The 13489-nt window shown below is 45.6% G+C and carries 12 protein-coding genes and 1 pseudogene; 6 read left to right on the forward strand and 7 right to left on the reverse strand.

Features of this window, described 5'->3' with window-relative positions; genetic code table 11:
• A pseudogene (locus tag VL525_RS01075) lies at nt 1–96 on the reverse strand (acyl carrier protein); the annotation flags it as partial.
• Between the two features lie 144 nt (nt 97–240).
• Between VL525_RS01075 and VL525_RS01080 the strand changes: the two are divergent.
• The 5 genes from VL525_RS01080 (at nt 241) to VL525_RS01100 (ending at nt 7486) form a co-directional block, all read left to right on the forward strand.
• Nucleotides 241–666: an IPExxxVDY family protein gene (locus VL525_RS01080; RefSeq protein WP_325382646.1), complete on the forward strand. Its 426-nt coding sequence runs from the start codon at nt 241–243 to the stop codon at nt 664–666.
• A gap of 68 nt (nt 667–734) precedes the next feature.
• On the forward strand, nt 735–2168 hold the full coding sequence (gene pyk, locus VL525_RS01085) for a pyruvate kinase (RefSeq protein WP_325382398.1): 1434 nt from the start codon (nt 735–737) through the stop codon (nt 2166–2168).
• 626 nt (nt 2169–2794) lie between these two features.
• A complete protein-coding gene (locus VL525_RS01090) occupies nt 2795–6115 on the forward strand; it encodes a vitamin B12-dependent ribonucleotide reductase (RefSeq protein WP_325382400.1) in 3321 nt (1106 codons plus the stop codon).
• A gap of 189 nt (nt 6116–6304) precedes the next feature.
• Nucleotides 6305–6826: a DinB family protein gene (locus VL525_RS01095; protein ID WP_325382402.1), complete on the forward strand. Its 522-nt coding sequence runs from the start codon at nt 6305–6307 to the stop codon at nt 6824–6826.
• Between the two features lie 135 nt (nt 6827–6961).
• A complete protein-coding gene (locus VL525_RS01100; protein ID WP_325382404.1) occupies nt 6962–7486 on the forward strand; it encodes a DinB family protein in 525 nt (174 codons plus the stop codon).
• Between the two features lie 70 nt (nt 7487–7556).
• Here VL525_RS01100 and VL525_RS01105 read toward each other — a convergent pair whose 3' ends face one another.
• The 5 genes from VL525_RS01105 to VL525_RS01125 all read right to left on the reverse strand — a co-directional run bounded on the left by VL525_RS01105 (nt 7557) and on the right by VL525_RS01125 (nt 12309).
• Nucleotides 7557–7988 (reverse strand): SPW repeat domain-containing protein, encoded by a 432-nt coding sequence (locus VL525_RS01105; RefSeq protein WP_325382406.1) that lies wholly within the window; start codon nt 7986–7988, stop codon nt 7557–7559.
• A 60-nt stretch (nt 7989–8048) separates the two neighbouring features.
• On the reverse strand, nt 8049–8459 hold the full coding sequence (locus tag VL525_RS01110; protein ID WP_325382408.1) for a hypothetical protein: 411 nt from the start codon (nt 8457–8459) through the stop codon (nt 8049–8051).
• A gap of 57 nt (nt 8460–8516) precedes the next feature.
• Entirely contained in the window at nt 8517–10205 is a 1689-nt protein-coding gene (locus VL525_RS01115) for an energy transducer TonB (RefSeq protein WP_325382410.1), read from the reverse strand.
• An 11-nt stretch (nt 10206–10216) separates the two neighbouring features.
• The gene (locus VL525_RS01120) at nt 10217–10588 is read right to left on the reverse strand and encodes a BlaI/MecI/CopY family transcriptional regulator (RefSeq protein WP_147029836.1); all 372 of its coding nucleotides are present in this window, start codon (nt 10586–10588) and stop codon (nt 10217–10219) included.
• Nucleotides 10589–10749: 161 nt separating this feature from the next.
• Nucleotides 10750–12309 (reverse strand): M28 family metallopeptidase, encoded by a 1560-nt coding sequence (locus VL525_RS01125; protein ID WP_325382414.1) that lies wholly within the window; start codon nt 12307–12309, stop codon nt 10750–10752.
• A gap of 136 nt (nt 12310–12445) precedes the next feature.
• On the opposite strand from VL525_RS01125, the gene VL525_RS01130 reads away from it, so the two are divergent.
• Nucleotides 12446–12799, forward strand: coding sequence for a VOC family protein (locus VL525_RS01130; RefSeq protein WP_325382416.1), 354 nt, complete (start codon nt 12446–12448; stop codon nt 12797–12799).
• Here VL525_RS01130 and VL525_RS01135 read toward each other — a convergent pair.
• Nucleotides 12796–13488 carry a response regulator transcription factor gene (locus tag VL525_RS01135; protein WP_147029839.1) on the reverse strand — a complete coding sequence of 231 codons (693 nt, stop codon included), beginning with the start codon at nt 13486–13488 and terminating at the stop codon, nt 12796–12798. The genes VL525_RS01130 and VL525_RS01135 overlap by 4 nt on opposite strands.
• Between the last annotated feature and the right edge of the window lies 1 nt (nt 13489).

Raw genomic sequence — 13489 nt, forward strand, 5'->3', positions numbered from 1 at the left:
ATCGTTGGTGAAGCTAGCCTCAGGTGTTACTTCACTTTCGTCAACACCTAATTTTTCTACGATAATAGCTTTTACTCTTGAAGCGATATCAGACATACTTTTGATGGTTTAATGATTAATAAAAATTCTGTGCAAAGAAAGATAAATTCTATCAAATATCAAATCTAAAAACTTTTGCAATACAACGAACAATATTTTATTGCCCGGGTTTCGATTTGTACTTTTGACGGCGTAAAATTAGTGATTTTGAACAGGAAAACGTTAAAGTTTGAGATCGACCTTGATTTCGTGCTGATAGCTATCACAACGTCACTGAGAGACTACCGTATCTGCCATTATATTAATAAGCGCTTAAACTTTGACTTTACCAGGAGCCCCGACCTGGAGCTGGACCTTATACAAGGTGCCGGGCCGGTATTTTTTTCGCTGTATCAATATCATTGGGAAGCCAGCGAAACCGACTTTTATTTTATTGCCAATAAAGGCTCGGAAGGCTACCTGGTGCCCGAAATGCGTAAGGCCGATTACTTTATTATGATAAGGAATTACATAGCCGATGACGAGCTTGACAAAATAATTACCGGCCTTAACCGGATACAGGAAATCGTCGCCGCCGTAAAGATTGACCCAAAAAAGATTAAATCACGGGAAAATCTTTTATTTTAGCGGCGAATTTTAAAAGTGTATCCATAACACTAAATTTTTAAGTAGAGCCTGTTTTAACCCTAATATATATGAAATTATCTTACAACCGTACCAAAATTGTAGCCACAATGGGACCGGCATCGACCAATAAGGACGTTTTATTGTCCATGATCAATGCCGGTGTAAATGTGTGCCGTCTCAATTTTTCGCACGGCCGACCAGAGGACCATCAGAAAACGATAGATACAATTCGCGAAATTAACGAGCAGTACAAAGTTAACGTGGGCATACTGGCCGACCTGCAGGGGCCCAAGATCCGGATCGGTTTGGTAAAGGATGGCGGCATACACCTTGTAAACGGCACACATATTAATATTACTACCCACGAGTGCATTGGCGATGATAACCGCATATATATTACTTATGAAACTTTTCCGCAGGACGTAAGGGCCGATGAGATCATATTGCTGGATGATGGCAAGATACAGATGCGCGTGATATCTACCAACAGGAAGGACACCGTGGTGTGCGAAGTAGTACACGGCGGCATCCTGACCTCGCGTAAGGGCGTTAACCTGCCTAATACCAAGGTATCTATCCCGAGTTTGACTGAAGAGGACCTGGTAAACCTTGAGTTTGCTTTACAGAATGATGTGGAATGGATAGGCCTGTCGTTTGTGCGTAATGCCGAAGACATTGTAGATCTGAAGCGTATCATTGCCCGAAACAATAAATCGGCGCGTGTTATTGCCAAAATAGAAAAACCGGAGGCCATCGATAACATCGACGCTATTATTGCTGCTACAGACGGCGTAATGGTTGCCCGCGGCGACCTGGGTGTTGAGATGCCGCTGGAAGAAGTGCCCCTACTGCAAAAGATGATCGTGCGTAAGTGCCGTGCATCGTCAAAACCGGTTATCGTGGCAACACAGATGCTCGAATCTATGATAACCACGCCGCGCCCAACCCGCGCCGAAGTAAACGACGTGGCAAATTCGGTATTGGACGGCGCCGATGCGGTAATGCTTAGCGGCGAAACCTCGGTGGGTGAGTTTCCTTTGATCGTTATTGAGACCATGGCGAAGATCGTAAAGAACGTGGAAGAACTGGGCTATCCTTTTAATACCACTATCGAGCACATCGATTCGTCACCGGCAAATTACCTTAGCGATGCCCTTTGCGGATCGGCGGTTTACCTGGCCGAACATACAAATGCCGTGGGTATCATCTCCATGACGGTATCGGGCTATACGGCCTTCGAAATATCGAGCCACAGGCCGAAAGCTGCCACCTATATATTTACATCGAACAAAAACCTGCTGAATGCGCTGAGCCTGGTTTGGGGCGTGCGGGCCTTCTTTTATGACAAGTTGGAGAGTACCGATCAAAGCATCAGCGATGTGAATGAAGTTTTGAAAGCCGAAAACCTGATCGAGGTTGGAGACGTGGTTATCAATACAGCTTCAGTGCCTATTACTAAACAGGGCAAGACGAATATGCTGAAGGTTTCCGTTGTGGAATAATAGGTTGTTGTAAGGTTCGAATGTTGTAAAGTTGAAAAGTTAATTTCTTACTATTAAATATGATCCCGGTTTTGGTCGGGATTTTTTGTTTTAAGTGACAGCTACTGGAATTTGAATAGCAATTAAAAAGTATTGTTATGATAACATTCCAACCTTTCAACTTTACAACATTCCAACTCAATAAATCCTTGCCTTACAAGCCTTCTTCACCAATTTGCTCTTTCTTGTAAAATAATAATCCCAGTATATCCTTACCATCGTCATATCTTAAATTTTGGTTACCCTTATGAGCTTGTAACGGCGCAAGGGTTTAATTATTTTGTTATATTTAGTTAAAGAAGTTTAGCTTTTTTGCCCTTTAATTGTTGTTTAAAGCAGATTTCTGAAATACTTGAAAAACATAGCAAATTTAAGTGAAAAATTATTGCATTTTTTTCAAATTTAAGTTTTCCACAGCCGCAATATACTGTAAAACAACAAATTATAGCAAACAAATAATGATAATGCGCTTGGACTCCACACGGTGTGGAAAAAACTGAATTGAATGGCGTTATATGGAACAATAAATTTGATTAAAAACCCCTAAGGATTTTTTAACACTATAATAACTTAGTAGATACATAGATATGGGCAAGAACTCCTCAAAAAAAGCAGCCGCGCCGGGCGGAAAAGGGCTGAAGGTACAACGGTACTTTAGCAAAGACGGAAATAACGTTTACGATCTCTTTAAATATGAGAAACGGTCGTCAGTAATACGCAACCCTTCGGGCGATGCTGTATTTGAAATGAATGATGTTGAAGTGCCTGCCTCATGGTCGCAGGTTGCTACGGATATTCTGGCCCAAAAATATTTCCGTAAAGCAGGCGTTCCGCAGCCCGACGGTACTACAGGTTCTGAAAAAAGCATTAAACAGGTTGCCCACCGTATGGCTAATTGCTGGAAGGACTGGGGAATGCGTTATGGGTATTTCGCATCTACAAAAGATGCTGAGATATTCTACGACGAGATAGTTTACACCATTGTTGGGCAATTGGCAGCGCCAAACTCGCCGCAGTGGTTCAATACCGGTTTGCATACTTCATACGGCATCACCGGGAAGCCGCAGGGACATTATTATGTCGATCCTGTTACCGAGGTGCTTAGCAAATCAACTTCGGCTTACGAGCGCCCGCAGCCGCATGCCTGCTTCATCCTGTCGGTTGAGGACGACCTGGTGAACGACGGCGGTATCATGGATCTTTGGGTTCGCGAGGCACGTATATTTAAATATGGTTCGGGCGTAGGCACCAACTTCTCCAAAATACGCGGCGAGAACGAGAAATTATCGGGTGGCGGTTATTCATCCGGCCTCATGTCGTTCCTGAAAATAGGCGACCGCGCCGCCGGCGCCATCAAATCGGGCGGTACGACCCGCAGGGCTGCCAAAATGGTTTGCCTTGACCTTGATCACCCCGAAATTGAAGGCTTTGTAAACTGGAAAGTTGAAGAAGAGAAAAAAGTTGCTGCTTTGATAGCCGCAGGTTACTCGTCAGATTATGAAGGCGAAGCTTACCGCACCGTATCGGGCCAAAACTCGAATAACTCGGTTCGTATCCCTAACGAGTTCTTCCATGCGTTAAATGCAGGAAAAGATTGGGAATTGAAAGGCCGCATGAATGGCAAGACGGTTAAAAGCATATCTTCTCAAAAATTATGGGACGATATCGCTTTTGCTGCCTGGGCCTGTGCCGATCCGGGTGTACAGTATGACAGCACCATTAACGAATGGCATACCTGCCCTGAAGGCGGACGCATTAATGCCTCCAACCCATGTTCGGAATACATGTTCCTGGATAACACCGCATGTAACCTGGCATCGATCAACCTTGCCCATTTCTTTGATAAAGATACCCGCACCTTTGATGTAAAAGGTTTTGAACACGCCTGCCGTGTGTGGACCATCGTATTGGAAATATCGGTACTGATGGCCCAGTTCCCATCCAAAGAAGTTGCCGAATTATCCTACGATTACCGTACCCTCGGTTTAGGCTACGCCAACTTAGGCTCGGCATTGATGGTGAACGGAATTCCTTACGACAGCGACAAAGCCCGCGCAATCGGCGGCGCTATCACCGCTATCATGACCGGTACTGCTTATGCTACTTCGGCCGAAATGGCTCGGGAATTAGGTCCGTTCCGCCGTTTTGAAGAAAACAGGAAACACATGCTGCGTGTAATGCGCAACCACCGTTACGCGGCATACAATTCTACAGAGAACTATGAAGGCCTGGAAATATTGCCTCCGGGGATCGACCAGAAATATTGCCCTGACTACCTGCTATCGGCTGCATGCAACGCATGGGACAAAGCAGTTGAAATGGGCGAGCAGCATGGTTACCGCAACGCGCAAACAACCGTTATTGCCCCTACCGGCACCATCGGTTTGGTAATGGATTGCGACACCACCGGTATCGAGCCTGATTTTGCTTTGGTTAAATTCAAAAAATTATCGGGCGGCGGTTATTTTAAGATCATTAACCAGGCAGTACCTGAAGCATTGACCAATCTTGGTTATAAAGAGCACGAGGTTAGCGCCATCGTTAACTACGCCAAAGGCTCGGCCAGTTTAAAGGGCGCGCCGCATATCAACCTGGACACGCTGAAAGCAAAAGGCTTTACCAACGACGAACTGGAAAAACTGGATAAAGGTTTAGTTTCTGCTTTCGAGATCAGCTTTGCATTTAACATCTGGTCGCTGGGCGAAGAATGCCTGAAGCGTTTGGGCTTAACTGCCGAACAATATAATGCACCTGATTTTAACGTACTGCGTTCGTTAGGCTTCACCAAAAAACAAATAGCTGAGGCAAACGAATATATCTGCGGTACCATGACTATCGAGGGCGCCCCTTATTTGAAACAGGAACACTACCCGATATTCGACTGCGCCAATAAATGCGGCGCTAAAGGCGAGCGTTATATCCACGCTCACGGCCACATCAAAATGATGGGCGCAGCACAGCCGTTCCTTTCAGGAGCTATCTCAAAAACCATCAACCTGCCAAACGAGGCTAAAGTTGAGGAAATAAAAGATTGTTATGATCTTTCATGGAGATTAGGCTTGAAAGCCAATGCGCTTTACCGCGATGGTTGCAAACTTTCTCAGCCGTTGTCTACCAAATCTGACAAGAAAGAGGAAGCTGAAGATAAACTGGATTCGGTTGAAGAAGTATTGGGCGAAGCGGCCAACGTTAAGCTGAGCGACCTGACACCTGACCAGGTGCTGGAAGCGGCAATAGCGATCATGGAGAAATCGAAAGATACCCACTTCATGCGCCAGCTGTCACGCGTGGTACAAAAGAAGAACCTGCCATACAAACGCCGCGGCTATACTCAAAAAGCAAGCATCGACGGACAAACCGTGTTTGTGCGCACAGGTGAATATGAGGACGGAACATTGGGCGAGATCTTTGTGGATATGCACAAGGAAGGCGCTACGTTCCGCTCGTTGATGAACTGCTTTGCGATAGCTGTTTCGGTTGGCTTGCAATACGGCGTACCACTGGAAGAATATGTAGAGAAATTTACTTTCACCCGTTTTGAGCCAGCAGGTATGGTTATCGGCCATGCTAATATTAAGAGCGCTACTTCCATCATCGATTATATCTTCAGGATGCTGGGTTATGAATACCTCGACCGCAGCGACCTGGTACATGTGATCACCGAGCAAAAAGCAGTGACCGGTAACCCACAGATGGCAGATGAGGATGTGAATACCGACGAAACCAACGTTTATCAGCCGGTAAAAACTTCTTCCGACTCGGGAAATACCAAGAAACAGCTTAGTGTCGATCTTAGTATGGGCGTGCAAAGCGATGCGCCATCGTGCAACGTTTGCGGGCATACCACCGTACGCTCGGGTACTTGTTATAAATGTCTGAATTGCGGTAACTCAATGGGATGCAGTTAGGCAACGATACTGGCCTTTAGTTAAATTGACATTTCTGTTCAGTTTTATAATGGTTAATGTGTGCGAAGCTCCGACCTTTTTTGGGTTGGGGCTTTTTTGTTATTAGTAGGCTTAAATCACCTTTCAGCGTGTTCAGCGTTTATTGGTATGGATTTTTAATAACTTAGTTTGATCTTAAGACTATTGACCATGAAAAAACTATCGATACTATTTGTGCTTGTAGCAACTTTCGCTGCCGCTACTGCACGGGCGCAAACAACCGAGCAGTTGCTTGCCGACTGGCAACGCGCCAAGACCTACACTAAAGCTTACCTGGACGCTATGACCGAGGATGGCTACGCTTTTAAACCTACTCCGGAGATGCGCAGCTTTGCAGGGCAAATGCTTCACCTGGCCGACGGCAATTATGGCCTGGTTTGCTTTGCAACGGGCAAAACAAACCCGATAGGGAAAAACCTCGAAAAAACAACCGCATCGCCAACCAAAGCAACCGTAACCCAGACGGTTATGGATTCGTACGATTTTGTCATTGCTACCATACAGGCCATGACACCCGCACAATTGCAGGAAACCATAAAGCAGGGAAATAAGGAAATACCGCGCGTGGTTATGCTTGGCAAGGCCTTTGAGCACCAGACCCACACCCGCGGGCAAACCGTGACTTACCTGCGGCTGAAAGGCGTTACCCCGCCGCAGGAAATGCTTTTTTAAAACAATAAAAACTAAACAATACTTTGAGAGAGCAGGCGCCGGGACAGCGCCTGCTTTTTTATATTCCTCATATATTAAAATATATATTTAATAACTTCGGGGATAATTACCAGTTAAACCAAAAACAAAGTAAATATGAAAAGATTAGCTATGCTGTTTATTCTTGTAACGGCAGTATTTGCCGGTACAAAATTGCGGGCGCAAAGCAAAGAACAAATGCTTGCCGACTGGCAGCGCGCCAAAACGTACACTAAAGCTTACCTGGATGCTATGCCCGAAGACGGCTACAGTCTAAAGCCAACGCCTGAAATGCGCACATTCGCGCAGCAAATGCTGCACCTGGCCGACGGAAGTTATTTTCTTGTCGGCTCCGCAACGGGGAAGCCCGGGCCATTAGGCAAAGAGTCGGCGGAAAAGACCGTAGCACAAACTAAGGAAGCCACCACAAAGGCCGTAATGGATAGTTACGACTATGTGATCAGTACTTTAAACGAGATGACCGAAGCACAATTGCAGGAGACCGCTAAAGTTGCAGGGCAGGATATCCAAAAAGGACTGGCATTTAACAAGGCGTTTGAACACCAAACCCACCATCGCGGGCAAACCACTGTTTATCTGCGGTTAAAGGGCACAACGCCGCCGCAGGAAATGTTATTCTGAGATTAGAGAAAGTCAAAAAAAAAAGGAAGCCCCGGTAAAATTTTACCGGGGCTTCCTTTTATCTTATTTTTTAGTGACTCATTGGTTCGTCAATATCACCGATGTGCTCCATAAGGCCATCTTTAAATACGTGGCGGGGCTCATCGGTAAAAGGCGACTGTTTTGTAAACAAGCCCAGCAGGAACAACGCCAGACCGAGCAGGAATTGCGGTATCCACACACCTGTATGGTAATAGCCATAAATAAAAGGCGACCCCAGCAGGAACGAACCGACCATTACATCAATAAAGCAATGCATCGATACCGGGAATACTTTGATAAACCCTAAAGCGTGCCTTCCAAAAATTGCCATGATCAATTGCAGCCATCCAAAGTACAAAGGCAACAAAAGTGATGCGCCGTGGGCATGAGAAAAACCAAATAGCCATGGCGAACCGATCATGAGCAGGGCCAAAGCGTAATTACAAAATCCGTATACTGAAGTCGATACAAAGGCTTTCATTTCAAAAAGTATTTATGGCGCTAAATTAAGATTTTTATTCTGAATGTTGATAATTCAATTTTACAAAGCTGCTGGTTTCTTTGGCACAAGGCGCGAAGCGATAAAAGCAAACAGCCCGAGGATAATACCCGATGCCGCCCCAAACAAGGGCCCCATGATGAGCATAGCCAGGCGCGGATGACCGGGCAACATAGGATGTTCCTCCGACATTTTAGCAATTGAGGGGTGATGTGCGATATAAGAGCTATAAAACAAGATATGGATGCCGGTGATCCAAATGCTATTGATCAAGCTTACGCACAACCCATTAAGGAAGTATTTACTGCTGCAGGTTTTGGCGATAACGCAGGCGCAAAATGCAAATATTGCCAGCCAGAACACGAATTCAATATTTTCCGGTATGAGCGATATGGTTCCGAAAGACATTATCAAACCAAAGGCCGACAATTGAAAAACGATTTTCCAGTTCATGTGAAAGGGGTTTATTATAAAGGTGAAAAGTTTGCTATAAAGAAACTAACCCAGAGACTAATTATTGGCCGCTTGCTGCTTTAACCAGGCCTGCTTCGATTCTATTACAACAACGCCGTTAAGCGCCTTAGCACCGTAAAGGACATAGTAAACATTGTCTTTTGCCGGGTGCCTGATCACCTTAACGCTCTGAATATCATTCGGGTTCAGGTTGGTCATTCCCGGTATTGCTTTGCCATCGAGCACAAATAACACGTTCGGCGACTGAAAGTCAAAGTTATCTGCAATAATAAGATTGTATTTCCGCGCCGTGTCGGGGCCGGCCTCCGTGGTGCTGGCCGATTGCGGGGCGGCGTCATCATCATTAGTGCTTAAATTATAAGTGACTTTCGAAACCGTATCAAAAGAGTTTTTCTCCTTTACCAAATTGAAGCTGATAGGGAGTGTGTATCTTACGCGCACCGGCTGTCCGTTCTGGTAGCCTGGCACCCATTTCGGCGAGAGCTTTAACACGCGTATCGCTTCTTCGGCAGAGCCGAACCCAATATCGCGCACTGATTTAATGTCGCTTAACGACCCGTCCTTCTCAACCGTCATGGTGATAAACACCTTACCCTGGATGTTATTTCTCATCATCCAGTTGGGGTATCTTAAGTTACCTGCTAAAAACTTATAAAACTCGGTCATCCCTCCTTTAAAATGAGGCTGATTTTCGAAAGTAACAAAAACCGGGTCGCTTTTGATGTCCTCGATACCGCTTGCCTTCAGGTACGACATGTGCTTGGCGGTCACCTCGGGCGCAGCAACAGTTTTCATCACTGTATTTTCCGCAAGGCCCGGTGTTTTTAATTCGATCGACTGTGCAGCAGGCGACATCATCACTTCTTCCGCTTTGGTATTAAATAAGCGTACGGTGTGGTTCTTTATAACAGCTGCGGACGAAAGTATCAGCATCAGCATAAATAGCGGCGCCGACAGGCCGTACTTTAACAAAGCCATGTATTTCGACCTGCTTTTCTGCAGCATTTCTATGCGCTTCCTTAACAGGCTATGATTGTAAAACGGGTTTACCAATTGGTGGGCCGGTGTTTTCAGTGTTTGGCTCAATAGTAGTAAAGCGTATTCCGATTTGCTTGTTCCGTTCCGTAAAGCCTGCCTGTCGGCAATATACTCGTGGATATGTTTAATGCCGAGCCTGTAAAAATAGACGATAGGGTTAAACCAGTTTATGATAGCAATGGTTTCCACAAGCATAATATCTGCCGAATGCCATTGGCTTGCATGTGCCTTTTCATGCTCGGCTATAACCTCGTTATTCTCCAGGTTGTTGCCGAGGCTTATTAGTTTGAAAAACGAAAAAGCGCTGTTTGATTCAGGATGATTGATGAGCCTTTTTAATGAAGCCAGCTGGCTCACCAGGCGCAGCGTTAAAATTATGGCCCCCGCAGTATAAATGTAAAGCAAAAGATGCCCTATCGTCAGGTCATGCTGCTCGATAGGTTTAAAGCCGTACACCGCGATGGGTTTTGCATAAACAGATATGGTGTGCTGCACTTTTTGTGTTATGAACAGCTTGCTTATCCATTCATAGTGGATGAGAGGTATAAAAAATGATAATAAAGCCGAGGTGACCAGGTATGCGCGATTAAGGTTGAAAAATGTTTCGCGGCGCAGCAATAGCACATAAAACCCGTAAAATAATACCAGGTAAAGGTTAACCAGTAATAGGTATTGCCACCAGCTCATAGGTAGTATTACTATTTATCTTTTAACTGCTCTATCAATTTCATTATCTCATCAGCTTCTGTCAGGTCGATCTTCTCTTTCTTCACAAAAAATGAGAACATGCGCTTAACCGAATTATCGAAATAGCCGTTAAGTAATTTGTCGGTCGCGAAGCTTTGATAAGCATCCTTGCTGATTATTGGGAAGTATTCGTGGCTTTTACCGAAGGCGTTATGGTCGACAAATCCTTTTGCCTCCAATATCCGGACAAAGGTCGAAACGGTATTATAGGCCGGCTTAGGTTCGGGCAACTCATCTATAATTTCCTTAACAAAGCCCTTTTTTAGCTGCCATAGCACCTGCATTATCTGCTCCTCGGCCCGGGTTAATTCTTTGATTTCCATAAACTTGAAAAATTGGTTCGTTTTTGTGATTACCGCTGCAAACTGCTGTCCCGGTAAACTAAAGTTAAAAACAAAATTAATAAAAAGCAACTAATCACTTAGTTTCTTTTAAAGCAAAAAAGCCCCCTGAAAAAGGGGGCTGAATAGGCATTAGTATCGTTTTAATTTGTTCCTTGTGCTTTTGGCAATTCCTGCCTTGGTATCATTTCAGCGCGCTGCGAAGTGTTGTACACAAAGGTAGCCACAATGGTGGCAGCCTGCTTCAGATCATCTTCGCTTAACCGGTCATAAGTATCCTGGTTACTGTGGTGCGTACGTGAGCCGTAATCCATCGGGTCCTGGATGAACTGGAAGCCGGGGATACCTACAGCATCAAACGACAGGTGGTCGGTACCGCCGGTATTGCTGATGGTTACGGTACTTGCGCCAAGATCTTTAAATGGTTCCAGCCATTGTTTAAATATCGGCCGGGCCGCCGAATCGCCCTGCAGGTAAATACCGCGTATCTTTCCTGTTCCGTTATCAAGGTTGTAATAGGCTGATACTTTTGCCTGCTCCGGCTTTAATTGCATGGTTTTCGGGTCGCCAAAATGATTCAGCACGTAAAAGCGTGAACCAAAAAGGCCTTGCTCTTCCGAACTCCACAGCACAATGCGGATGGTGCGTTTGGGTTTAAAGCCAACCGCTTTTAAAATACGCATGGCCTCCAGCATCACCGCGCTTCCCGCGGCGTTGTCGGTAGCACCGGTGGCGGCATGCCACGAGTCGAGGTGGCCGCCGATAATCACCAGTTGGTCCTTCAATTTTTTATCGGTGCCCGGAATTTCGCCAACCACATCATATCCCTGCAGATCGTCGGTGTAGAACTTAGTCTTGATATCAGCTTCCATTTCAACCTTCTGCCCTTCCTTTACCAGCCGCAAAATGCGCAGGTAATCTTCGCCGCTGGTTTCCAGTTCGGGCGAAACAGCTTTGGCAGTATCGGCATAAGAGGCCCCGTTAGTGGTGAACACCGTACCGTCAGTGCCGCGCGCCATGCTTAACACCAGTGCAACATCTTCCTTAACCAGGAATTCGCTAATAGCCGCCCTTAAAGCACGTAATCTGGCAAAGGCTGCAAACCGCGGATTTGGGCCCGCCGGGCGGCGCGGCCCTTCGGGCCTTGCTTCCGCTTTTTCCATTTTGTCCAGTTCTTCGTCGGTGTACCTGTTCAGGTCGGCTTTGGTACCTCCAAGCAATTTCGTTTTGGTATCGAAGATGACGATTTTACCCTTTAGTTTGCCTTTGTACTGATCCAGGTCGGTAACGGTATCAGCTTTAACCAACACCACATCACCTTTAATTTCGCCGTTGGTACCGGGCGTCCATGCTTTAGGGATAGCGATGATGGCATGATAATAAGGAACGGTGATAGCTGCATAATTCTTTTGAACTTCCCAGCCTTTGCCGAATTTCCCCCAGGCCTCACGGGTCGCATTTTGCATACCCCAGGTTTTGAGCTGGTTTACCGCCCAATCCTGTGCGCGTTTTAAACCGGGCGAACCGGCCAGCCGCGGACCGGCAACGTCGGTGAGGTAAAAGGCGGTCTCCATCACTTTGGAATGATCCATCCCTTCCGTCCGGATCTTTTGGAGCATAGCAGGATCAGCTTCGCTTTGGGCAAATACCGGGCCTGCTATTACGGCTATAAACAAGCCTGAAAATAGTAATTTTCGTTTCATGGTGTCGATCAGTTAATTGAGTTAAGAATAACAAACCTATTTATTTTGCGTTACATTTTTTTCAACCGCGCTTAACAAATTTGTTACAGTGGGAAGGGGTTTTAAGGTATATTTGAAAATACAAATCCTATGATACATGCTCAAATCAGCAGTTCCCATTTTAGCTTCGCTCAACGAGGAAGAGACCATTAAATTCTATACCGAAAAGCTTGGGTTTACCTTTCACTCGAGCTGGGAGGGCTATCTGATATTTAGCAAAGACAAAGTGCAATTGCACCTTTGGCCGTGCAAGGATGCGGAGATACCAAAAAATACAGGCTGTTATATCAATGTAACAGATATCGACAGGCTTTATGCTAAATACGAGCCGCTTGGCATTGTACATCCCAACGGAAAATTAGAGGAAAAGCCCTGGCAGATGAAGCAGTTCAGCATACTCGACAATAACGGCAACATCATCCACTTCGGCGAGGACATGGATGCGGATTAATTGATCAGCAATTTATACCCCCGGCCGTGTACGTTGATGATCTCGACGCTTGAATCGTCTTTCAGGTACTTACGTATCTTGCTCAGGAAAACATCCATGCTACGGCCGTTAAAATAATTATCATCGTGCCATATATTCAGCAGCGCTTCCTCGCGGGTAAGCACCTCATTCTTGCGCAGGCAAAGCAGGCGCAATAATTCAGCTTCCTTGGTCGACAGTTTTTGCTGCGTTTCGCCGATCGAGATCATTTGCGTGGTATAGTCGAAATCGTAATGACCGATCTTAAAATGGGTTTGCTTCTCTTCCTCGCTTTTTTCCGAGTTGTTCACCCGTTTCAGCAAGGCATTAATGCGAAGCAGCAATTCTTCTATACGGAATGGCTTGGTGATATAATCATCGCCGCCGAGGTTAAAGGCCTGGGTTTTGTCTTCTATCATTCCCTTGGCGGTAGCAAATATGATGGGCACTTTTTCGTTTATACGCCTTATTTCTTTGCCCAAAGTAAAGCCATCCTTTTTTGGCATCATCACATCCAATATCAGCAGGTCGAAGCTGTTCTTTGTGAATGCCCGTAACCCTTCGTCGCCGTCCTTGCACAACACTACCTCAAACTTACCTTTCAACTGCAGGTAGTCCTGTAAAAGCAATCCGAGGTTTGGGTCATCCTCAACCAGTAATATTTTCTTCATG

The organism is Mucilaginibacter sp., from assembly GCF_035492695.1.
In the GTDB taxonomy this organism is placed as follows: domain Bacteria; phylum Bacteroidota; class Bacteroidia; order Sphingobacteriales; family Sphingobacteriaceae; genus Mucilaginibacter.